This window comes from Streptomyces sp. NPDC008121 (assembly GCF_042957155.1).
GTDB lineage: Bacteria > Actinomycetota > Actinomycetes > Streptomycetales > Streptomycetaceae > Streptomyces.
The window spans coordinates 598,416-620,394 of record NZ_JBIBHT010000002.1; the positions used below are offsets into that span (position 1 = coordinate 598,416).

Below are 21,979 nucleotides of genomic sequence, written 5' to 3' on the forward strand. Positions count from 1 at the left end.
TACGGAGGATTGCGCCGGTCCCGTCCCGGGCACCCGCACGCCGTACGCCGCCCGGTCCGTCGGCGGCCGAGCGGCCTCGCACCGGTCGGCGCAGGTCACCGGGCGGGTGACAGGGCTTTTCGACGCGGAGGGACCGGGTAGACGCCCAGGCCGGAAGGGGACGTGCCTCGCCGCGGAACAGGGGCGGGGCGGCACCGAGGAAAGGCGGGACCCATGACGGACGAGAACATGGCGGACGACGTCTACCAGCCCACGGGCGGCAACGAGGAGCAGGAGGACGCCGCGCCGCTGGACCTTCAGGACGCGGTGGACGAGCGCGACTACGACGACGTCCTGGACGAGGGGTACTCGCCGCCGGAGAAGCCGCTCGGCGTGACCAAGGTGGGCACCACCGCGGCGGAGCAGCGGGACGGCGAGACGCTCGACCAGCGCCTGGCGCAGGAGGTGCCGGACGCGGGAGCGCCGGTGGCGTCGGACGGCATCGGCGACCTGCCCGACGGCGAGGGCGAACCGGTCGACCCGGAGGCCGGCGCCGAGCGCGCGGGGCGGCTCGTGGCACCGGACGAGGGCGTGCACGAGGACACCGACAAGGAGCTCGTCGCCTCCGACGTGGGCATCGACGCGGGTGCGGCCGGCGCCGAGGAGGCGGCCATGCACGTCGTACCGGAGGAAGAGCTCGACGACCCTGACGGGCGGGCCCTGTGACCCGGGAGCCTTCGTGGGACGTGGCCCCGCCGGCGGCGGCCGGGCCGGGCGGCGGGAGGCCGCCGTGGACGTGATCCCGGGCCACCGCGTGCCCCTCCGCCCTCACGCCCGGTCGGCTGTGCGGTCGCCATGGCCGTGACACGGCACTACGCCGTGGCGGCCTCCGGGCAGTGGTGGGACGAGGAGGCGAACCAGCGGCAGCCCGCCGGGGAGGTCCATGCCTGGGAGCAGGGCAGGAACGCGACCGTCTGCGGTCTGTCCCTCAGCCGCTCCCATCTCGGGCGCTTCCCCCATGTGGCGTGGCCGGAGACGTTCCCGGAGTCGGGCGGCGCGGCCGACCGTGTGCGGCGCGTGTGTCCCCGCTGCAGCGCGGCGGTGGGCGGTCGGGCCCGCGGCGGCCACCCGCAGTGGGATCGCGTCGACCCGAGGCCCTGAAGCACCCCACGCCGTCGGTCAGACGAGCGTCGCGAGCCATCCCGCGGCCGCGCTCGCGACGGCCACGGCGGTCAGCGCGAGGGCGAGGGTGCGGCGCCGGAGCCGCTCGTACCGGGCGCCGTACTCGGTGCGGAGTTCGGCGATCCGGGCGGCGACGGCCCGCAGCATCTCCCTGCGGAGCGCGAGGTGTTCGTCGGCGAAGCGGCCGGCGATCTCGTCGCGTTCGAGGGGGCCGAGCCAGGTCAGGCCGCGGGCGAACTCCTCGCCCGCCCGGCGCGCTTCCTGACGGGCGGCCTGGCTCAGGAGGTACCCCTCGAGCCGGGCGAGGCCCGCGGCCGTCTCTTCGCGGTCCATCGCGCCTGCTCGTCTCAGCGCGGCGCCTGGCCGTCACGGCCGGCGTCGGGCCCCTGGTGGGTGGCGGCGGAGGGGTCGTCGAACACGTCGCGCTTGCCGTCCTTGCCCGCGTCCAGCGCGGCCATCTCGGGGAAGGAGAGGTCGAAGGCCGGCGACTCGGACCGGATCCGGGGCAGGGTGACGAAGTTGTGCCGCGGGGGCGGGCAGGAGGTCGCCCACTCCAGCGAGCGCCCGAAGCCCCAGGGGTCGTCGACCCCGACCTTCTTCCCGTACTTGGCGGTCCGCCAGACGTTGTACAGGAACGGCAGGGTGGAGAGTCCCAGCAGAAAGGCCCCGATGCTGGAGACGGTGTTGAGGGCGGTGAATCCGTCGGCGTCCAGATAGTCGGCGTAGCGGCGGGGCATTCCCTCGGCGCCCAGCCAGTGCTGGACGAGGAACGTGGTGTGGAATCCGATGAAAAGGGTCCAGAAATGGATCTTGCCGAGGCGTTCGTCGAGCATCTTGCCGGTCATCTTCGGCCACCAGAAGTAGAAGCCGGCGAATGTCGCGAAGACGACGGTCCCGAAGACGACGTAGTGGAAGTGCGCCACGACGAAGTACGAGTCGGTGACGTGGAAGTCCATCGGCGGCGAGGCGAGGATGATGCCGGTCAGACCGCCGAAGAGGAAGGTCACGAGGAATCCGACCGACCACAGCATCGGTGTCTCGAAGGACAGGGATCCCTTCCACATGGTGCCGATCCAGTTGAAGAACTTCACGCCCGTCGGCACGGCGATCAGGAACGTCATGAACGAGAAGAACGGCAGCAGCACCGCGCCGGTCGCGAACATGTGGTGGGCCCACACCGTGACCGAGAGGCCCGCGATGGCGATCGTCGCGCCGATGAGGCCGACGTAACCGAAGATCGGCTTGCGGGAGAAGACCGGGAAGATCTCGGTGACGATGCCGAAGAACGGCAGCGCGATGATGTAGACCTCGGGGTGGCCGAAGAACCAGAAGAGGTGCTGCCACAGCAGCGCGCCGCCGTTGGCCGCGTCGAAGACCTGCGAACCGAACCGCCGGTCCGCCTCCAGGACCAGTAGCGCCGCGGCGAGCACCGGGAAGGCCAGCAGCACCAGGACGGACGTCAGCAGGATGTTCCAGGTGAAGATCGGCATCCGGAACATCGTCATGCCCGGCGCCCGCATGCAGATGATCGTCGTGATGAAGTTGACGGCACCCAGGATCGTGCCGAACCCGGCGAACGCCAGCCCCATGATCCACAGGTCGCCGCCCACGAACGGTGTGTGCTCGGCGTTGTTGAGCGGCGCGTAGGCGGTCCATCCGAAATCGGCCGTGCCCTGGGGGGTGAGGATGCCGCCGAAGGCGATGAGGCCGCCGAAGAGGAAGAGCCAGTAGGAGAACATGTTCAGACGCGGGAACGCGACATCGGGAGAGCCGATCTGCAGCGGCATGATCGCGTTGGCGAATCCCGCGAAGGTCGGCGTCGCGAACAGGAGCAGCATCACCGTGCCGTGCAGCGTGAACGCCTGGTTGTACTGCTCCGGCGAAAGGATCTGGATTCCCGGCCGCGCCAGCTCGGCCCGCATGAACAGGGCCAGCACCCCGCCCGCCAGGAAGAACACGAACGACGTGATCAGATAAAGGTGCCCGATCTGCTTGTGATCGGTGGTGGTCGCCCAGGAGATGACGACCGTACCCATGCGGCGACGCCGCACGGGAGGAGCGGTTACCGGCTCGGTCGTCGTCGCCATGGAGACCTCTCGCAGAAGCGGGCACCTGATATGCGCGGGGGTGACCCACCACTTCTACGACACATTCCCCCGGCCCGCCCGCGCGCGAGACCCGTGCGTACGGGTGAATTCGCCGATCGGTCGACGGGCCGTCACGCTCGGCGCGGCCACAACCCTTCCCCGCGCGCCGGCGCCCTTCCTTCCCGGCGACGCGGGCCGGACACCCGGGAGAAGAGGGCCGGACACGCGGGCGAAGAGGGCCGGACCGGTCAGGAATCGAGAAGCGCCGGCCGGTGAGCCGCGCCTAACGTGAGGGCCATGGACCTCACCATTCACACCACCGCCCTCCCGCACGTCGACCCGGACGCCTCCCTCGTCTTCTACCGCGACGCCCTCGGCTTCGAGGTACGCAACGACGTCGGCCAGGGCAAGATGCGCTGGATCACGGTCGGCCCCGCCGACCAGCCAGACACCTCCATCCTCCTGGCGCCCCCGGCCGTCGACCCCGGGATCACGGAGGCCGAGCGCCACACCATCGCCGAGATGATGGCCAAGGGGACCTACGGCTGGATCCTGCTGGCCACCCGGGACCTCGACGCCACCTTCGAGAAGGTGCGGACCGCAGGCGCGGAGCTCGTCCAGGAGCCGACCGAGCAGCCGTACGGCATCCGCGACTGCGCCTTCCGCGACCCCGCCGGCAACCTGATCCGCATCCAGGAGCTGACCTGAGCCGAGCGGCCCGGGCCCGTGACCTGATCGGGCGCCGCTCCCCTCCATGCGAGCCCGGTGGCCGTCGCCGCACAGAGCGGTCGGTCGGCCACCGGGCCGCGCCCTTCCCCGCCCTGACCGTGGACGACAGGAGTCCCCTCATGTGCCACCCCGCGTGGGCGCGCGCCCGCGTCACCGCGCACCATCTGGCCGAACTCGCACGGCTGCGCCGCGTCCGCGACCGGATCGACCGGGAGTACGCGCGGCCGCTGGACATCGAGGCGCTCGCCCGGGACATCGGCATGCCGGCCGGACAGCTCGGCAGGCTCTTCCGGGCGGCGTACGGCGACTCGCCGTACGGCTATCTGACGAGGCGTCGCATCGAGCGCGCGGCGGCGCTGCTGCGGTGCGGCGGTCTCGACGTCGTCCCGAGCGACGGCCCGGGCTCCACGGCGCTCCTTGCGGCACGCACGGAGACGAGTCGGGCGACGGGCCTCGCGGGAGCGGGCGCACGCGACGTCCCGGAAGGCGCACCGGAACCGGTCAGGATTCGAGAAGCCCCGGCGACCGCCCCACAACTAGCGTGAAGGACATGAACTCCCTCGCCTTCATCACCCTCGAGACGGCCGACACCGCGGCCGCCGACCGCTTCTACACCACCGCCTTCGGACTGGACGCGCGGCTGCGGCTGCGCGCCACCGAGGCCCCGACGGCCGGCTTCCGCGGCTTCGTCATGTCGCTCACGGCGTCCCAGCCGGCCGACGTCAGAAGCCTCGTCGACGCCGCGCTCGACGCGGGCGCCACCTCCCTGAAGCCCGTCACGAAGTCGTTCTGGGGCTACGGCGGTGTCGTCCGGGCCCCGGACGGCACGATCTGGAAGATCGCCACCTCGGCGCGGAAGGACACCGGCCCGGCCACCCGGCGCGTCGACGACGTCGTGCTCCTGCTGGGGGCCGCGGACGTGGCCGCGAGCAAGGAGTTCTACGTCGGGCGCGGGCTGACGGTGACCCGGAGCTTCGGCCGGAAGTACGTCGAGTTCGCGTCCGGGCCGGGCTCCGTGAAGCTGGCGCTGTACGGGCGTCGTGCGCTGGCGAAGGACGTCGGTGTCCCCGTGGACGGCACGGGGTCGCACCGGATCGTGCTGGGCGGCGCCGGCGGTGAGTCCGCCGGGTCGTTCGTCGACCCGGACGGCTTCGCCTGGGAGGCGGTTTCGCTCACCCCCGCCCCCTGAACGCCCCGCCCCGGCGGCGCCGCCGGGGCCCTCGGCCCTCTGCGGTATAACCGCAGCATGATCTACCACGTGGTCCCCCACCCCGAGTGGGCGGCTTCTCCCGACGCGCCCTACGCCCCCGCCTCCCTCGCCGAGGAGGGCTTCGTCCACTGCTCGCCCGACGAGGCGACCACCCTCGCCGTCGTGAACGCCTTCTACCGGTCGGCGCCGCGCCCCCTCCTCGTGCTCGTCCTCGACGAAAGCCGTCTCACCGCCAGGACGGAGTGGGAGGAAGCCGTTCCGGCGCCGCCGCCGGGCGTCGCCGAAGGCACGCGGTTCCCCCATGTGTTCGGCCCGGTGGACCGCGACGCCGTCGCGCGGATCCTGCACATCACCTGGGACGGGGAAGGCCGGGCCACGGGGACTCGGCAGGCCGGCTGACGCTCCTCCCGCCTCCGGCCCTCAGGTGAGAACGGCCGAGCGTTGATCGCGGATCAGCGGCGGTTGCTAGCCTGGGACGGCCCCGTTCGATGACCGATGGAGTTCGCGTGAGTGATGTACCGGCTCGGGACCTGGTGGGTACGGTGCGTCGTATCGACTCGCTGCTGGACCGCATGGGGTTGGACCGCGAGGACGTGCTGCGGGTGGAGGGCGAGGGCGGGCTCTCGTACGCCTCCGGTGTCCCGGCACAGGAGGTGCGGGAGCTGCTGAGCGGCGAGCCGCCCCTCGTGCCCGCCCAGGGCGGGGATGTCGTCGAGGCGCGCCATCGGCGCGTGGTCGAGCGGATCCTGTTTCTGCGGGCGACCCGGCTGCGGGCGGCGGCGGACGGCAGCCGACGGCCGTACACACTCGCGGAGATCGCGGTGGGCGCGGGAACCAGCGCGCAGTGGCTCGACAAGATGATCAAAACGGGCCGGGCGCCGAACCTCGATCACGCCGCGGGGATCGCCGGATTCTTCGGGGAGAAGATCGAGTTCCTGGTCGCCGAGCCCGCCGAGGCCCTGGACCGGGTCCTGCAGCAGATCCACAAGGACCTGCTGGAGCGGACCGTGGAGCGCCAGGACCAGGATCTGCGGCGGCTGCGGAACGCGGGTTCGGCCGACGAGGTGGACCCCTCGCTCGGCGTCGTCGCGTACGCCGCCCGGGCTCTGGCCGACGTGCCGGACGACACCGCTCAGCCGCTGATCGCCCTCATCGAGTCGGTCGCCCGGCGCTCGCGGGAGGAGCGTGCCAGGGAGGCGCGCGCCGCTCTGGAGACCGGTGGTGCACAATGACGTCGGGCGGGACGCGCCGGGCCGAGACCACGGCCCACCAGCGGTAACGCACAACGGGCGATGCATGGGGGGCTGTGCATCCGGGATGAGGGACGGGTGGCAGGTCGTGGGGTTCGTGGGGGTCTCGCGTCGCATGAAGCGGCACCGTGACGAGCTGATCGGGGGTCTGCCGCAACCGGTTCCGAACGATCCGGCAGAACTGCTGAAGGCCGTGTGCGCCTCCGCGAGGAAGAGCAGCGGGCGTGAAGTGAGCCTGATGCTGGAGGAGTTCCCGCCGGACACGGTGACGGGCCTCTGGCTGGACATGGGCGACTACGACCTGGTCGCCGTCGAGGCGAACACCTCGCCCCTGCACCAGCTCGTGATCCTGGGACACGAGTTGTGGCACCTCAAGGAGGGGCGCTGCGGCCACGGCGGCGCGACCGGTGCGGTGGTGGCGGCCCGCATGCTGGGCGAGCGGTGGAGCCTGGACGACGCCGTCGCCCATGTCGTCGCCGCCCGCACGGAGCCGGACCACGAAGAGGAGCGGCGCGCCGAGAAGTTCGGCCGGATGCTGGCCGACCGGTGCAGGCCCTTCCTGGAGGTCCGGCGTACCGCGTCGCCCTCCGCCGGGGTGGCCGGCCGTATCTGGACGTCGTTCCGAGGATGAGCATGCAGCAGGGTGTGAACCTCTACGTCCCCGCCGCCGCACTCGGACTCGTCCTGATCGCCAAGTTCCCTTCACTGGTCCGGCGTCGGCACAATCCCGTGGTCCGCAGCGTCAACGCGGTGATCTTCTTCCAGGCGGCGGCGTTCTTCTTCTCGGCGCCGCCCACCATCGCGTTCGTCAACCGCTTCACCGGCATCGACAACTTCTCGGCGCTGATGGTGTACTGCCTGCTCTCGGGGTACGCGTGCGCGTGCCGGGTGCTCATGGAGAACTGGCGCGAGGACGCGCGGGTCCAGCCCCGCACCCGACGCCGGGTCAGACGGTGGATCTGGGGCCATGTCGTGGTGACGGTCCTGCTGGTGGTCTGTTTCGTCCTGGGCGAGGCGCCGGTCGAACGGCAGCGGGACTTCGAGACCTACTACGCCGACACTCCGTTCATCCGCGAGATGGTGCTGCTCTGCCTGCTCGCCTGCACCGCCGCCACGGGCGCGGCGGCGGTCGCCTGCCGGAGCTGGGCGTACGACATCCGACGGCGTTGCCCCGAGCGGAAGACCCCGGCCGGAGGTTCGCTGCGCATCGGACTCACCGTCCTGACGGTCGGTTTCCTGACCCATCTGACCTACGGGGTGGCGAAGCTCGTCTCCGTGGCGGGGGTCTGGTTCGGCCGCGACTGGGGAGCGGTCAACCAGACGGCCATCACCTTCGCCGGCCTCGGTACGGTCCTCGTCGCCGCCGGTTTCCTCATTCCCCTTGTCGGACCCTGGCTCGTCGAGCGGCTGTTCGCACCGCTGTGCGCACTCCGCGCCCTGCGTCCGCTGCGGCGGGCCGTCCGTGCCGACGGCGGTGACGGTGGCCGGATGCGTCTGGTCACTCCTTGGTACGCCGGGCCCGGCCGTCGCCTCACGGACCGGATGACCGACATCCACGACCGGATGCTGGAGCTCGGGTGGTACTGCTCGGAGGAGGAGCGGGTGCGGGCCCACGGCCGGGCGCGGCGGGCCGGGAGGTCGGAGAGCGAGAGCGTGGCGATCGGGCTGGCCGTCATGTTCACGGCCGCGGCCGAGGCGCGTGCCCGTGGCGTGCGCGCCGACCCGGTGCACGGTGCCGCCGCGGTACGGGCTCTGCGGTCCGCCGAGGCGGACCACGACAACCTGCTGGTCGGCATCGCGCGGGCCCTCGGCGATCCGGCCGCCGCTCCGGCTCCCGCGGCGGGCCGGCCCCGGGGCCGGTGGGCGGATCCGTCTCCGCCCCGGAGTGTGGACGCTCCGGGGCCGGAGGGGCACTCCCTCGGGCGCTCCCCCGCGGGGCCCGATGGCAGGGAGTCCGTGGAACCGCCGGTCATGGGGCCGGCGTGAGGGGGCGGCCCGGCGACCGGGCCGCCCCTTCGTCATCGAGCCGTCACGGGCGGGCCCACTTGGTGTTGGCGCCGCCGTTGCACTGCCACAGGCCCAGGCCGGAGCCGTTGGCCGAGGCCTGACCCCAGACGTTCAGGCACTGGCCGGGGTTGAGGACGGGGGTGATGGTGGCGTCGGCGTTGACGTTCCACTTCTGCTCGGGCCTGCCGTCACACGCCTGGACCGAGATGCCCGTACCGGCGTTGGCACCGGCAGGGGCGGTCAGGCACTTGTCGGCGACGCGCAGTTCCTTGGCCGCGGTGGCGTCCCACTGCTGGTTGGCTCCGCCCCAGCAGTCCCAGATCATCACGCCGGTGACGCCGTCGAAGTCGAGGCAGCGGCCGGACTGGGCGCCGCGCAGGGTGGCGTTGGACCAGCGGATGCCGCCGTCCTGGGCGTGGACGACGAAGGCGTTGCCCTCGACGGCGGCGTACGCGCCGGCGCCGTTCCAGGTCTCGGTGACCCAGAGGTTGCCGCCCCGGCCCTGGCCGCCGTCGGCCTTGTAGAGGACGAGGTTGCCGTCGTCCTGCATGTGGAGGTAGGAGTTCCAGCTCCAGGAGTACTTGCCCCACAGCTCACGGCCTGAGGCGGCTTCGCGGACGAGGACGTTGCCCTGGATGTCCATCACGACCACGGTCTGGCCGTTGGTGAGCCAGGAGCCGGGCAGGAGCTTGGCGCCGGGGTTCAGCCTGTCCCCCTGGGACGCGGTGTGCGTGGCCCACAGGAGCTTGCCGACGCCGGTGCCGCCGCCGGTCGTGAGGAAGGAGGCGATGGTGACGTCTCCGTCGGACTGCAGGGCCAGGCGGGCGCCGGGGTTGTTGTGCGTCCGCGACGACCACAGCGCACTGGTCGGGTCGGTCTCCTGGGCGTCCTTCTTGTAGACGACGAAGTTGCCGTCCGCCTGCATCTTGGCGTAAGCGCCGGGGTTGCCGCTGGTGCCGGAGACCCACAGGGCGCTGCCCTGGTTCTCGCCGCCGGTGCGGTGGTACACGACGAGGTCGCCGTTGGTCTGCATGACGAGCTTGGCGTTGTCCGACGAGATGGTCGCACCGGACCGGAGGATGTCCCCGGCCTTGAGGGTCACGGGGCGCTTCTTGACGGTGTCGATCCAGGAGGCGAGGTCGTCGGCGCGTGCGGCGACGGCTCCCTTGCGGGTCTCCGTGGTCGGCATGCCGAGGCATCCGCCCTGCCAGGAGCGGCTGTTGACGCCGATCAGCTTGCCGGCGGCGTCGAGCACCGGGCCGCCGGTGTCGCCCTTGCACAGGACGTCGGTGCCGTTGGCGGAGTCGATGCCCAGGTCGCCCGCGGTGACGTTCTTGATGGTGAAGGCGCCGGTGTGGAGCTTGTCCGGGACCCATTCGGTCTTGGTGCGGCCGAAGCCGGAGGCGGACACCTGGGCGCCGGCGACGGGTGCCGCCGCGGCGAGCTTGACCGGCGCGATGTCCCGCACGGAGCGGTCCAGACGGGCCAGGACCAGGTCCCGGTCCGTACGCGGGACCAGATCGACGATCTCGCGTACGGTGCCGCCGTTCAGGGTGGCGGTGGTGGGGCGGGCGGGCTTGCCCGCGGGCACCGCCTCGCCGGGCCGCTCGGCGAAACAGCTGGCGGCGGTGGCCAGCCACAGCTCGTCCACGAGCGTGGCGGTGCAGGCGCGGTTCTCGGGCCACGCGCCGACCGAGAGCTGGGCGGTGTGGGTGAGCGTCCCGGCCGCGGCGGGGGCGCCGGCGGCGGCCTGCGCGGTGCCGGTGAGGCCCGCGAGCGCGAGGGGAGCGGAGAGCAGAGCCACGCCGAGGGCGGCGCGTATGGAGGGTCTTGCGGTGTGCTGACGCTTCATGTCACTTCCTGGAAGCAGGGCGGGAGCCGGAGGGCGGGGACGTCGGGCGTCCCTGTGCGGGTGGGCGGTGGGCCCGGCGAAGGGGCCGGGTCCGGAGGACCGGTCGTCACGGCGCCTACGCGCCGGTGCGGATCTCCATGAGCACGTGCTCGCGGCCCTCGGGGTCGACGCTCTCGCCGACCGGGGTCCACGTGTTCTTCTTGATGGTGAAGGTCTTCTCCTCGTCACCGACGGTCATGTCGACCTCGGCGGGCTGGCCGCTGCCACGGATCGAGAAGACGGCCGGGACCTCCAGGGCCAGGTAGCCGCGGGTGCCGGTGACCTTGAAGCAGAACCGCTCCTCGTTCGCCCGCGTCCAGACCTCCATCAGGCCCGGGGCGCTGTCGCAGGCGGCGAGGACGATGTGGCCGTCGCCGCGCTTGAGGGTGAGCTTCCGCTCGGCGAGGATCTTGTCGGCGTCGGGATAGCCGAAGTCCTCGACGGCGAAGCCCGGGCCCTCCTCGGCGACGGCCTTCATGGCGACGGCGCCGGCGGCCCGCGTGTTCGCGTCCGTCGGTCCGGCGGACGTTCCGCCCGCGGTCGCCAGCCATGCCAGGGCGCCCGCCGCCGTGGCGACGGCCACGGTGCGGACGAGTGTTCTGAGTGCCTTCATGCCTGTTCCAGTCGTCGGTTCCGGTCCTGCCCGGAAGAGATGTGCCGTACGGATGTGAAGGCTCTTGTCAGCCAACAGGAGATGCGGCAAAGGCATCTCACTGGGGAAGCCCCCAACTTCGTGCCGGATCCTAACCGACCGACCGGCACATAAATCAAGTCCACAGAAACGAGCATGACGTTTCATCAATGAAATTCCGCTGCCCGACGGGCGACCGGACATCGCGGTGACGTCGCGCGAACAGGGGCCGTACGGGGGCGGTTTCCCGTCATCACAGGGGCACACCCGGGCCTCCGCAGGCGTGAGGTGCCTCACAAGCCCCTGGGGTTTCAACTGGCGTAATGCACCGCTTTGCTCCCCTTCCGTCCGGTTTCTTGGGTCAGTTTCAGTCACCTCCTGACCGATTCAAGTTCGTTGGATAAACGGAAGTTGATTCCTCATCAACTAGCGTCTGGTCATCGTCGTGCAGGCCACGTATGGTCATGCCGCGCACCCCTCGGGTCCTCCATGTCTGCCATGGCCCGACGAATAGGAACCCGATTCACACCTGCAGTCCTGGCTCGGGCCGCATTGTTTTGCGGGTGTGCCAGGCGTCGAAAGCGAAGGACCGTTTTGGACACCACCTACTGGAGTAGACGGCGCATTATCGGCGCCATCGCGGCCACCACGGCCGTGGTCACCACTTCCAGCCTCGTACTCAATCCCGTGGCCGCCTGGGCCGATACGCCGACGCCGGGTGACGGCGACGGCGATCCGTTCCTGCTGCCCGACACCGAGCGGGCGAAGGTCGTCAAGGAGTGGATGCTCGGGGGCCCGGCCGTGCGCGCGGCGGCCGCGGTCGCCCTGGCCGGCTCCGACGCCGACGTACGGAACTTCCTCGACGTCAGGCTCGCCATCGAGACGGCCGAGGACAACCGCGCCGCCGTCCTGAGCGGCCTCGCGGTCGGCGGCAAGGGCACCCGCCGAGCGGCGACGGCGGCGATCAACGGCGGCGACGCCACCATCTCCGCATACCTCGACGGCGGTTTCCGGGCGGCCTTCCTGGAAGACCTCCGCGTGGCCACCGCCACGGTGATGGGCCAGGGCGGCAAGGCCGTCAACCGCTCCGGCAGCGCGGCCCTCGACGACGGCTCCCAGGCGGCGCTCGAGGCGTTCCTGACCGCCGGTCAGTACAGCGCCCGGCTGCAGGACATGCGCTTCGACGTCTCGAAGATGCTGGTGCAGGCCGGTCCGGAGGTGCAGAAGTACGCCGACCGGGCCCTGTCCGGCACGGAGTCCGACGTCGAGTGGTTCCTCGACACCGGCCAGCACATCGCCCGCGCCCGTGACCAGGAGCGGGCGACGATCGAGGAGCTCGTCGCCGTCGTCACCCGCGAGGGCAAGAAGGCCGACGCGAAGACCAAGGAGGCCGAGGAGGCCTCCGCCCGCGCCGTCGAGGCGGCGGGCAAGGCCAAGGAGGCCGCCGAGAAGGCCGCCGCCGAGGCGCAACTGGCCCAGGACGACGTGGTGAAGGCCGGCAAGGCAGCCCGCAAGGCCGGGGACGCCGCCCGGGGCGCGGCCGACGCGGCCCGCGTCGCGATCAACGCGTCCCACGCCGCCGTCCAGGCGTCCCGCCGTGCCTCGTACGCCGCGGCCGCCGCCGGTCAGGCCGCCGCCAACGCCGGTTCCGCCGCCGCCCGCGCCTACCACGCCGCCATCGCCGCCTCCAAGGACGCGCGCCATTCCGGCCTGGCCAGGGACGCCGCCATCGCCGCCCGCAACGCCGCGGCCCGGGCACGGGACGCGGCTGCCGCCGCCGACCAGGCCGTCCTCGCCTCGCAGGCCTCGGCCGGCGCCGGCGCCGCTGCCGCCTCCGCCGCCCGCAACGCGACCGCGGCCGCCAACGCCTCGGCGGACGCCGCCGCGGCCTCGGGCGTCGCGCAGGCGCAGGCCGCCGAGGCCCGGCGGCAGGCGCAGATCGCCGGCAGCAACGCCGCGATCGCCACCAACGCCGCCGGGACCGCGCAGGCGCTGGCCAACGCGTCGGCGGCCGCCGCCCGTACCGCCCGCGACGCCGCCAACAGCGCCGCCGCGCACGCGGAGAAGGCCGCGGACGCCGCCGAGTGGGCGGTGCGGTACGCCGGCCAGGCGGTGGAGTACGCCAACAAGTCCACCGAGTTCGCCAACGAGGCCACGACCGCCGCCAACGCCGCCGCCGAGGCGGTCGTCAAGGCGGTCGACGTGGAGAAGGCCGCCCGCGAGGCCGAGTGGCAGCGCCTGGACGAGGACACGCAGCGGGCGATCGAGGAGGTGCGCCAGCTCGCGCGGATCGAGACACAGGAGCGGGCCGAGACCGAGCGCAAGCGGTCGCAGGCCGAACAGACCGACCAGGCGACGAAGGACCTCATCGCCCAGGCCGAGGCCGCGCTGCGGGCGGGGGACGCCGCGAAGGCCGCTGCCGTCGGGCGCAAGGCTGCCCTCGCCCTGATGGAGTCCAAGGGCAGCTGGTCCCAGGAGGCCGCGCGGTTCGCCCTGGCCGGCACGGACTCCGAGGTCCACGCCTGGATCGAGGTCGACCGGCAGATCGCGCAGCGCCAGGACGACCGAGAGACCACCCTCTACATCGCGCGGACCTCGCCGCCGGCCGTCGCCCTCGCCGCGGCCGCGGCGCTGGAGAGCACGAATCCGGACGCCGTCACGACGTTCCTCGCCACGGGCGCGGTGCAGGCCGCCGCGATGGACAACCGTGTCGCGGTCAACCGGGTGCTGGCCGAGAACCCCGGCCGCGCGGTCACGGCGGCTGCCAACGCGGCCCTGGACGCGGGGACCGCCCAGGCGCTGTACGAGTTCCTCACCGTCACCCTCGAGAAGGCGCTGCGCGAGGACGACGCGGTCGCCACCGCGAGCCTCCTCCACACCGGGGGCCGCTACACCCAGGCCCACGCCCAGGTGGCGATGGAGGGCCCGTCGTGGATGCGTCGCAACTTCATCGCCACGGCGCAGTACGACTCGGCGCAGCTCGACCACGACTCCGCCACCCACATCGCCGCGATGCAGGGCGCGATCGCCGCGGCCGCGAAGATCGCGCACAAGGCGCAGGAGGACGCGGCCCGCGCGCAGGAGGCCGCGGCCACCGCCCGCAACGCGGCGAACGAGGCCCGGCAGTGGGCCGACAAGGCCGTGGCATCGGCTGCGCAGGCGGCCACCGCGGCGGACAAGGCGAACGGTCTGGCGAACGACGCCGAGCAGTCGGCGAAGAACGCCCAGGCCTCCGCCGAGCAGGCCAAGAACGCGGCCTCCAACGCCCGTGTCGTGGCGCGGTCGGCGAACTTCGCCGCCACCCGTGCGCTGGCGTCGGCGCGCAGCGCGATCGCCTCCGCCAACTCCGCCCAGGCTTCGGCCGCCCGGGCCCGGGCCTCGGAGTTCGAGGCCAACCAGAACCGGGACACGGCCGCCGCCGCGGCGAGCCAGGCCTGGCAGATCGAGGGCGAGAAGCGGCGCGCCGAGGTCGCGGCCAGGGCCCGGGAGGCCGCCCAGGAAGCGCAGGCGGCCAAGGCGGCCGGCATCAACCCGTGCAACGTCGCCGACTACGACACCGTCAAGACCGACATCGAGCCGGGCAGCGCGAAATGGTGGGCGGAGTACACCCACTCGGCCGCCGTGGTCGCCGGGTGGACGGGAGTGGGTGTGGGGGTCGTCGGGATCGGCGTCGGCCTCTTCTTCCCTCCCGCCGGTGCGCTCATCCTGGCCGCGGGCTTCGGGATCGGCGTCGGCGCGGCCATCCTCGACGCGACCAGCGCGGTCTTCTACGGGGTCGGATACGGCTGGCGGAGCAAGGAGTTCAAGAAGCAGGCCGCGATCGCGGGCCTCAGCGTCCTGATGCTCGGCCAGTCCCGCTGGATCCACGGCGCGGCACACCTCTCCAAGAGGGGCGCCCACGCGGCGCACGAGCTCTCCCAGGTGGCGCAGGAAGCGGTGTCGCCGATCGTCAGCTGGCTCAGCGGAAAGAAGAAGAAGCACTGACGCGCACGCCGCGGCGGGCCGTGCGTGACACGGCCGGCGCGGGAGCGCGATAGACGCGGCGGCGTGCCGCGCGTAAGGCGCCTGGTCCGGGCATGTGCCCGGACCAGGCGCTTCCGCATGGCCGCGCGGAGCGGTCCGGCGGTGCTGGCGGGGTGCTCGCTGCCGTGGTCGGCAGCCGCCCCGGACGGCTCGACGGCGCTGCCCGCGGGCCGCCGGCTCGATGGCGGTCCCCTGGAAACGGCGGGATCCGCGCCGGGGCCAGGCGGGCCGCCCGCCGCGGGGCGAGGCGTCCTGGTCGGGCTCCTGGCGGGGCAGATCGCGGCGCGGATGGCCCGGGTCAACGGCTTGTAGCCCCAGGGGCGACGACTCCCCCGGCGACGGCCTGCACGAACTCGCGCCGGTCGGCCTGAAGACCGGCCGGTTCGCCGACGAAGTCGCTCCACCGCCGACGGAGGCCGCCTCGCGAAAAAATCTGCGTGCGGACACGGAATGGCTCATCCTGATGGCGCACGCCTACGCCGACCGTGGCGGGCATGTCGCCACAAACGACCGACCCGAGCCCGTTGGAGCCTGAGCGCATGACCGACCCGACTCAGGATCCCCGCTTCCTCCAGGACCCCTATCCGGCCTACGCAGCCATGCGGTCCACATGTCCGGTCCAGCCCATGTCCGGCTCCGGTGGACGTCTCAGCTATCTGGTCACCGGCTACACGGAAGCCAGAGAAGCCCTCGGCGACGCTCGACTTTCCAAGGACACGGCCGTCTTCTTCGCTGACAAGCAGTCACGGCGCCGCCTGCACCCTGCGGTCGCCCACAACATGCTGGCCGGCGACCCGCCCCAGCACACCCGGCTGCGCACGTTGGTGACCAAGGCGTTCACGACAGGAGCCGTGGCGGGGCTGCGTCCGTTCATCGCCCGGGTCGCTGACGAGTTGCTGGACCGGTGGCCCATCGGAGAGCCGTTCGACTTCGTGGCCGGCCTGGCGGTACCACTGCCGGTCATCGTGATCTGCGAACTGCTCGGAGTTCCGCAGGCGGACCGGTCCGATGTCCAGCGCTGGTCCGCGCAGCTCTTCGCGGCTGGAGAGCCCGATGTCATCGACTCGGCCTCCCACTCCATGGCTGACTACATGACGGGGCTCATCGCCGCCAAGCGCCGGGACCCAGGCAGCTCTCTTCTCGACCGGCTCATCTCCGCTCGCGACGGAGACGACCACCTGAGCGAGGAGGAACTGGTCTCCCTGGCCGTGCTGCTGCTCGTGGCCGGACACGAGACCACCACCAACGCCTTGGGCAACGTCCTCCTGGCACTGTTCCAACACCCAGGTGAGCTGAATCGTCTTCGGACACACCCGAACGAGATCCCTGCCGCGCTGGACGAACTCCTCCGCTTCGACTCCGCGGTGAGTACGGCCACCTTCCGGTTCACCACGGAAGCCATCACGCTCGGCGGTACCGACATCCCGGTCGGCGTTCCGGTACAAGTCGTTCTCGGGGCGGCCAATCGAGACCCGAAGCGGTTCCCGGAGCCGGACCGGCTCGACCTGGGCCGGGACGCGACGGCTCACCTCGTTTTCGGCCACGGCATTCACCGCTGTGTGGGTGCTCCCCTGGCCAAGGCCGAGGTGGAGATCGCCCTGCGAGCGGTGCTGACTCGCTTCCCCGGAATCCGCCTTGCCGTACCGGCGAGTCAACTGCAATGGCGACGGACCCGATTGGTACGCGGGCTGGAATCGTTGCCTGTCCTACCTTCTTGATGGGGTCGGACCGGCCATGCGTAGGAGCGGCGGAGCCCAGGGGCTCTGAGGGCCGCTGCCCCCTCTGGTCGGCCTTGCCCTTAGCTCGACCAGGTACGGCCCCCACACCGCCCCGGCCGCCAGCGACGTGGTGCCCGCCACCTGCTCAGCGATCACGTCCTCGTGACTGCGGCATCGGTGAAGTCGACGAGATGGCGGACGGCTAGGGCGTGTTGCCAAAGTGCTGACCGTGGCGCACAACGATGTCTGATTTCCGCGAGCAGGATGCGCCTTTGCTGATCATGCTGGCGCCATGACGATGTCATCCACTACAGACTCAGTGACAGTCCTCACCGGCATGTATGCGGCTGAGGCCGAGTACCTGGCGGCCGGAGGCCCTGGCGAGGCTTCGTTCGACGTGCTCGCCCCCTTCTTCGCGTCGAATGTCGAGCTGCACCAGGCGGATGCTCTGCCATACGGAGGTACTTGGCGTGGGCACAAAGGAATGACGCAGTTCTTCCTCACGATGGGACAGGTGTGGGAGACGTTCGACATGGTGGAGCAGGAGTTTCTTGCCACCGGTGAGACTGCGGTCGTGCTCACTCAGATCCGTGCTCGCGCTCGTGCGACCGGCCGTGAACTCAGCTTCCCAATCCTGCAAACGATCACGGTCAAGGACGGGCAGATCACCGAGGGCCGTCCGTTCTATTGGGACACTCAGGCCATCGCCGACGCCTGTGCCGGGACCGCGCCGACAGACTGAGACCGACTGCAAATCCGCTGGTCACAGCCGCTCGTTGAGGACTGCGACCCATACAGTCGCCTCGTAGCGGACGGCAGGTTTGTCGTACCTTTTCGCCACGGCACGTTGGCGCTTGCGACGGTTGATTCCGCACTCGACGGGATACCGCTGCTTGTAGTCGGTCTTTTCGAACGTCGGCGGCCAACCGCCCCGGGAGCCGAGCTTCTGGCGGTTTCGGAACTGGTCCGAGGGCACTGGGATCGTCGCCTTGATCCCGCGTCTGCGCAGGTAGGCCCGGTTGCTACGGGAGTCGTACGCCTTATCGGCACGCACTCGGTCCGGGCGCTTGCGCGGCCACCCGAGGCCCAGCCGGGGGGCCCGGATCGCTTCCAGGACCGATTCGAACTGCGGGGAAATACCCCGCTGACCGGCCGTGATCCCCACCGCCAGCAGCTTCTGCCCCTGCTCGACTGCCAGGTGGATTCTGCTGGTCAGCCCGCCGCGGGACCGACCGAGACCGTGGTCGGCCGGCTCGACGGCAACGCCACCGGGCGGCTCCTTCTGGAGATCCCCTTTTCGCCGCCCCGGCGGCGTGCTGGGGGGGGTCCGGCAGACCGTGGAGTCGACGTTCACCTCCCAGGTGATCAGGCCGCCCTTCGCGTCCGCCTCGACCTGGAGCGTGGAGGTCGCCGTGGCGCCACACATGGGCCACCAGTGCGCTACCCCACGCCCCGGACCGATGATTGCGCCATATGCACCCATGCGCAGAGCGCGCAGTACGAGCCCACCCTGACGGGTAGCCAGGAAAGGCGGCAACAGGTCAGCATCAGTACCGCACCAAACCGCCGCCAGGCGCCATGAATCGCAGAGATCAATAACCCGCCTCAACTGGCCTGACCTGCAAAAATCCAATTCAGACACATGCCTGCCAGTCTCACCAGGAGGTATCCATGAGGATGCTGATCAACGTCCCGGAGACCGTGGTCCCCGACGCGCTGCGGGGAATGGCGGCCGCTCATCCCGAGCTGACCGTCGACGTGGAGAACCGTGTCGTCCTGCGGCGGGACGCGCCCGTCGAGGGCAAGGTGGCGTTGGTGTCCGGGGGTGGGTCGGGGCATGAGCCGTTGCATGCCGGGTTCGTGGGGCCCGGGATGCTCGCGGCCGCTTGTGCCGGGGAGGTGTTCACCTCTCCGGTGCCCGACCAGATGGTGCGGGCCGCCGCCGCGGTCGACAGCGGGGCGGGTGTGCTGTTCGTCGTGAAGAACTACACCGGCGACGTGCTCAACTTCGAGATGGCCGCCGAGCTGGCCGAGGACGAGGGCGTCCAGGTCGCCAAGGTGCTCGTCGACGACGACGTGGCCGTGACGGACAGCCTCTACACCGCCGGTCGGCGCGGCACCGGTGCCACGCTGTTCGTGGAGAAGATCGCGGGTGCCGCCGCCGAGGAGGGCGCGCCCCTGGAGCGGGTCGAGGCGATCGCCCGGCGGGTGAACGAGCGGTCGCGCTCCTTCGGCGTGGCGCTGAGCGCCTGTACGACGCCCGCCAAGGGCAGCCCCACCTTCGCCCTGCCGGAGGGCGAGCTGGAGTTGGGGATCGGCATCCACGGCGAGCCGGGGCGCGAGCGGCGCGCGATGATGACCTCGCGGGAGATCGCGGACTTCGCCGTCGACGCCGTCCTGGACGACCTGCGGCCCTCGGGCCCCGTCCTCGCGCTGGTCAACGGCATGGGGGCGACGCCGCTGCTGGAGCTGTACGGGTTCAACGCCGAGGTCCAGCGGGTCCTCGGCGAGCGGCGGATCCCGGTCGCCCGCACGCTCGTCGGGAACTACGTGACCTCCCTCGACATGGCCGGCTGTTCGGTGACGCTCTGCGCGGCCGACGAGGAACTGCTACGCCTGTGGGACGCACCCGTACAGACGCCCGCCCTGCGCTGGGGCCGCTGAGAAGGAGAGTGCCCGACGTGAACGAACCGACCGCAGCCGACGGACCGGCCGCGACTGAGGGACCGACCGGAGCGAACGCGCCCGGCGGGCCGGCCGGAGCAGACGTGCCCGGTGGGCCGACCGGAGCGAACGCGCCCGGCGGGCAGGCCGGAGCGAACGTGCCCGGTGGGCCGGCCGGAGCGGAGGCGCCCGGTCCCGACGACGGGCTCGATGCCGCGTTCTTCCGGGCCTGGCTGGCCGCCGTCGCCGCCGCCGTCGACCGCGAGGCCGACCGCCTCACCGAACTGGACTCCGCCATCGGCGACGCCGACCACGGCTCCAACCTCAAGCGGGGCTTCGCCGCCGTCACGGAGGTTCTGGAGAAGGAGCCTCCCCCGACACCGGGCGGGGTGCTCACCACCGCCGGGCGCCGGCTGATCTCCACCGTCGGCGGGGCCTCCGGACCGCTGTACGGAACCCTTTTGCGCCGCACCGGAAAGGCGCTCGGCGACGCCGGGACGGTCACCCGCGAGACCTTCGCCGAGGCCCTGGCCGCCGGGGTCGCCGCCGTCGCCCAGCTGGGCGGTGCGCAGGTCGGCGACAAGACGATGCTGGACGCGCTCGTCCCGGCGGCCGACGCGCTGTGCGAGTCCTTCGAGGCGGCCGCGGCGGCCGCCGAACAGGGCGCGCTGGCGACCGTCCCGCTGCGGGCCCGCAAGGGCCGCGCCAGCTACCTGGGCGAACGCTCCATCGGGCATCAGGACCCCGGCGCCACCTCGTCCGCCCTGCTGATCGCCGCCCTCGCGGAGGTGGCCGCATGACCCGCCGTCGCAACGGCACCACCCGTACGGAGGTGGCCCCGTGACCGGCGGCCCGGTCGGCATCGTCCTCGTCTCGCACAGCGCCGCCGTGGCCTCCGCCGTCGCCGAACTCGCCCGGGGACTCGCGGGCGGCGGCCCCTCCGCGCCGATCGTCGCCGCGGGCGGTGACCCCGGCGGCGGCCTCGGTACGAGCTCCGAGCTGATCGCCGAGGCGGCGCGGGAAGCCGACCGGGGGGCCGGTGTCGCCCTCCTCGTCGACCTGGGCAGCGCCGTGCTGACGGTCAAGGCGCTCCTCGCCGAGGGCGACGAGCTGCCCGAGGGGTCCCGGCTTGTGGACGCCCCCTTCGTGGAGGGGGCGATCGCCGCCCTCGTCACGGCGAGCGCGGGCGGCGACCTGGACGCCGTGGAGGCGGCGGCAGCGGAGGCGTACACGTACCGAAAGGAGTGAGCGGGGGGCGCGAGAGACCCGTCACACACCGTCCGCGGAAGCCTCCGTGTTGTGATGCGCCTGGTCAACCCACTAATGTCACACCGCCTTGGTGTACGGGAAACCGGTGTGGAACCGGTGCGGCCCTCGCCACTGTGATCGGGAAGTCCGGCTCCACCCCTCGGGGAGAACCCTTCGAGGGAGCCACTGCACCGCCTCGGGAGACCGTCGCGGTGTGGGAAGGCGGAGCCGCGACGGCATGACCCGTCAGCCAGGAGACCGGCCAAGGTGCGTTGTCCATCCACGAGGTGCTGGAGAGGGTCTCCCGATCATGCATATAGCCGAGGGCTATCTACCGCCCGTGCACGCCGTCGCCTGGGGCGTCGCGTCCGCTCCCTTCGTCGTCCACGGCGTCCGTGCCCTGACCCGCGAGGTCAAGGCCAACCCCGAGTCCACCCTGCTGCTGGGCGCGTCCGGCGCGTTCACCTTCGTCCTGTCCGCCCTCAAGATTCCTTCGGTGACGGGCAGTTGCTCGCACCCCACCGGCACGGGGCTGGGGGCGATCCTGTTCCGGCCGCCGGTGATGGCGGTGCTCGGCACGATCACCCTGCTGTTCCAGGCGCTGCTCCTCGCCCACGGCGGGCTCACCACGCTCGGCGCCAACGCCTTCTCGATGGCGATCGTCGGGCCCTGGGCCGGATACGGGATCTACCGCCTGCTGCGGCGGTTCGACCTCCCGCTGATGGTGAGCGTCTTCTTCGGCGCCTTCGTCGCCGACCTCTCCACGTACTGCGTCACCAGCGTGCAGCTCGCGCTAGCCTTCCCCGACCCGGGCAGCGGTGTCATGGGCGCGCTCGCCAAGTTCGGCTCCATCTTCGCCGTCACGCAGCTGCCGCTCGCGGTCAGCGAGGGCCTGCTGACGGTGCTCGTGATGCGGCTGCTGACGCAGTCCAGCAAGGGCGATCTGACCCGTCTCGGGATTCTCCTCCCGGGCGCCCGGAAGACCGAGAAGGCGGAGGCGAACGTCTGATGAGCCGTAACGCGAAGATCAACACGTTGCTGCTGCTCGTCGTCGCGGCACTGGCCGTGTTCCCGCTGGTGCTGGGTCTCGGCGACCACAAGGAGGAGCCGTTCGCCGGCGCCGACGCCGAGGCGGAGGTGGCGATCACGGAGATCGCGCCCGACTACGAGCCGTGGTTCAGCCCGCTCTACGAGCCGCCGTCAGGCGAGGTCGAGTCGGCGCTGTTCGCGCTGCAGGCGGCCCTCGGCGCCGGTGTCCTCGCCTACTACTTCGGTCTGCGCAAGGGCCGCAAGCAGGGTGAGGCCCGCGCCGGGGCTCCCGGAGCCCCGTCGACGGCGGCAGCGACCGGCGACGAGTAGT

Annotated in this window: 22 protein-coding genes and 1 riboswitch; of the genes, 17 read left to right on the forward strand and 5 right to left on the reverse strand. The window is 71.7% G+C overall.

The features are described 5' to 3' along the window. The first annotated feature begins 213 nt into the window (after positions 1 to 213). Positions 214 to 705, forward strand: a complete 492-nt coding sequence (locus tag ACFZBD_RS08180) for a DUF5709 domain-containing protein (RefSeq protein ID WP_391137442.1) — start codon at positions 214 to 216, stop codon at positions 703 to 705. Positions 706 to 834: 129 nt separating this feature from the next. Further along, positions 835 to 1,140, forward strand: a complete 306-nt coding sequence (locus tag ACFZBD_RS08185) for a hypothetical protein (protein WP_391137445.1) — start codon at positions 835 to 837, stop codon at positions 1,138 to 1,140. Between the two features lie 18 nt (positions 1,141 to 1,158). Here the strand turns inward: ACFZBD_RS08185 and ACFZBD_RS08190 are convergent, their stop codons facing one another. Together ACFZBD_RS08190 and ctaD are read right to left on the reverse strand one after the other, a co-directional pair. Beyond that, entirely contained in the window at positions 1,159 to 1,494 is a 336-nt protein-coding gene (locus tag ACFZBD_RS08190) for a hypothetical protein (protein WP_391137448.1), read from the reverse strand. A gap of 14 nt (positions 1,495 to 1,508) precedes the next feature. Beyond that, a complete protein-coding gene (gene ctaD / locus ACFZBD_RS08195) occupies positions 1,509 to 3,248 on the reverse strand; it encodes a cytochrome c oxidase subunit I (protein WP_391137451.1) in 1,740 nt (579 codons plus the stop codon). A gap of 297 nt (positions 3,249 to 3,545) precedes the next feature. Between ctaD and ACFZBD_RS08200 the strand changes: the two genes are divergently transcribed. The 7 genes from ACFZBD_RS08200 to ACFZBD_RS08230 all read left to right on the forward strand — a co-directional run bounded on the left by ACFZBD_RS08200 (position 3,546) and on the right by ACFZBD_RS08230 (position 8,423). After that, on the forward strand, positions 3,546 to 3,956 hold the full coding sequence (locus tag ACFZBD_RS08200) for a VOC family protein (RefSeq protein ID WP_391137454.1): 411 nt from the start codon (positions 3,546 to 3,548) through the stop codon (positions 3,954 to 3,956). A 140-nt stretch (positions 3,957 to 4,096) separates the two neighbouring features. After that, positions 4,097 to 4,522, forward strand: coding sequence for a helix-turn-helix domain-containing protein (locus tag ACFZBD_RS08205; RefSeq protein ID WP_391137457.1), 426 nt, complete (start codon positions 4,097 to 4,099; stop codon positions 4,520 to 4,522). A gap of 5 nt (positions 4,523 to 4,527) precedes the next feature. Next, on the forward strand, positions 4,528 to 5,166 hold the full coding sequence (locus tag ACFZBD_RS08210) for a glyoxalase (RefSeq protein WP_391137460.1): 639 nt from the start codon (positions 4,528 to 4,530) through the stop codon (positions 5,164 to 5,166). 57 nt (positions 5,167 to 5,223) lie between these two features. Next, positions 5,224 to 5,586: a DUF952 domain-containing protein gene (locus ACFZBD_RS08215; protein ID WP_391137463.1), complete on the forward strand. Its 363-nt coding sequence runs from the start codon at positions 5,224 to 5,226 to the stop codon at positions 5,584 to 5,586. Between the two features lie 107 nt (positions 5,587 to 5,693). Next, positions 5,694 to 6,419, forward strand: coding sequence for a hypothetical protein (locus tag ACFZBD_RS08220; protein ID WP_391137467.1), 726 nt, complete (start codon positions 5,694 to 5,696; stop codon positions 6,417 to 6,419). Between the two features lie 133 nt (positions 6,420 to 6,552). Beyond that, a complete protein-coding gene (locus ACFZBD_RS08225) occupies positions 6,553 to 7,068 on the forward strand; it encodes a toxin-antitoxin system, toxin component (protein WP_391137469.1) in 516 nt (171 codons plus the stop codon). A 2-nt stretch (positions 7,069 to 7,070) separates the two neighbouring features. Then, positions 7,071 to 8,423 carry a DUF6545 domain-containing protein gene (locus ACFZBD_RS08230; protein WP_391137471.1) on the forward strand — a complete coding sequence of 451 codons (1,353 nt, stop codon included), beginning with the start codon at positions 7,071 to 7,073 and terminating at the stop codon, positions 8,421 to 8,423. 43 nt (positions 8,424 to 8,466) lie between these two features. Here ACFZBD_RS08230 and ACFZBD_RS08235 read toward each other — a convergent pair whose 3' ends face one another. Together ACFZBD_RS08235 and ACFZBD_RS08240 are read right to left on the reverse strand one after the other, a co-directional pair. Continuing rightward, positions 8,467 to 10,296, reverse strand: a complete 1,830-nt coding sequence (locus tag ACFZBD_RS08235) for a trypsin-like serine protease (protein ID WP_391137474.1) — start codon at positions 10,294 to 10,296, stop codon at positions 8,467 to 8,469. A 115-nt stretch (positions 10,297 to 10,411) separates the two neighbouring features. Further along, complete coding sequence (locus ACFZBD_RS08240; RefSeq protein WP_391137477.1) at positions 10,412 to 10,948, reverse strand: hypothetical protein; 537 nt, start codon at positions 10,946 to 10,948, stop codon at positions 10,412 to 10,414. A 612-nt stretch (positions 10,949 to 11,560) separates the two neighbouring features. On the opposite strand from ACFZBD_RS08240, the gene ACFZBD_RS08245 reads away from it, so the two are divergent. The 3 genes from ACFZBD_RS08245 (at position 11,561) to ACFZBD_RS08255 (ending at position 17,449) form a co-directional block, all read left to right on the forward strand. After that, complete coding sequence (locus tag ACFZBD_RS08245) at positions 11,561 to 14,950, forward strand: ALF repeat-containing protein (RefSeq protein WP_391137481.1); 3,390 nt, start codon at positions 11,561 to 11,563, stop codon at positions 14,948 to 14,950. A gap of 578 nt (positions 14,951 to 15,528) precedes the next feature. Further along, positions 15,529 to 16,707, forward strand: coding sequence for a cytochrome P450 (locus tag ACFZBD_RS08250; RefSeq protein WP_391137484.1), 1,179 nt, complete (start codon positions 15,529 to 15,531; stop codon positions 16,705 to 16,707). 292 nt (positions 16,708 to 16,999) lie between these two features. Continuing rightward, entirely contained in the window at positions 17,000 to 17,449 is a 450-nt protein-coding gene (locus ACFZBD_RS08255; protein ID WP_391137487.1) for a nuclear transport factor 2 family protein, read from the forward strand. Between the two features lie 21 nt (positions 17,450 to 17,470). On the opposite strand, the gene ACFZBD_RS08260 is transcribed toward ACFZBD_RS08255, so the two are convergent. After that, positions 17,471 to 18,133, reverse strand: coding sequence for a transposase (locus tag ACFZBD_RS08260; protein WP_391137491.1), 663 nt, complete (start codon positions 18,131 to 18,133; stop codon positions 17,471 to 17,473). A 245-nt stretch (positions 18,134 to 18,378) separates the two neighbouring features. Between ACFZBD_RS08260 and dhaK the strand changes: the two genes are divergently transcribed. The 5 genes from dhaK (at position 18,379) to ACFZBD_RS08285 (ending at position 21,978) form a co-directional block, all read left to right on the forward strand. After that, entirely contained in the window at positions 18,379 to 19,371 is a 993-nt protein-coding gene (gene dhaK / locus ACFZBD_RS08265; RefSeq protein ID WP_391137494.1) for a dihydroxyacetone kinase subunit DhaK, read from the forward strand. A gap of 158 nt (positions 19,372 to 19,529) precedes the next feature. Beyond that, the gene (gene dhaL / locus ACFZBD_RS08270) at positions 19,530 to 20,171 is read left to right on the forward strand and encodes a dihydroxyacetone kinase subunit DhaL (RefSeq protein WP_391138533.1); all 642 of its coding nucleotides are present in this window, start codon (positions 19,530 to 19,532) and stop codon (positions 20,169 to 20,171) included. 40 nt (positions 20,172 to 20,211) lie between these two features. Beyond that, entirely contained in the window at positions 20,212 to 20,619 is a 408-nt protein-coding gene (locus tag ACFZBD_RS08275; protein WP_391137497.1) for a PTS-dependent dihydroxyacetone kinase phosphotransferase subunit DhaM, read from the forward strand. Between the two features lie 72 nt (positions 20,620 to 20,691). Beyond that, positions 20,692 to 20,901: riboswitch (cobalamin riboswitch) on the forward strand. 28 nt (positions 20,902 to 20,929) lie between these two features. Next, on the forward strand, positions 20,930 to 21,628 hold the full coding sequence (locus ACFZBD_RS08280; protein ID WP_391137500.1) for an energy-coupling factor ABC transporter permease: 699 nt from the start codon (positions 20,930 to 20,932) through the stop codon (positions 21,626 to 21,628). Beyond that, on the forward strand, positions 21,628 to 21,978 hold the full coding sequence (locus ACFZBD_RS08285; protein ID WP_391137503.1) for an energy-coupling factor ABC transporter substrate-binding protein: 351 nt from the start codon (positions 21,628 to 21,630) through the stop codon (positions 21,976 to 21,978). Before ACFZBD_RS08280 ends, ACFZBD_RS08285 begins: the two co-directional genes overlap by 1 nt. Position 21,979 lies beyond the last annotated feature (1 nt).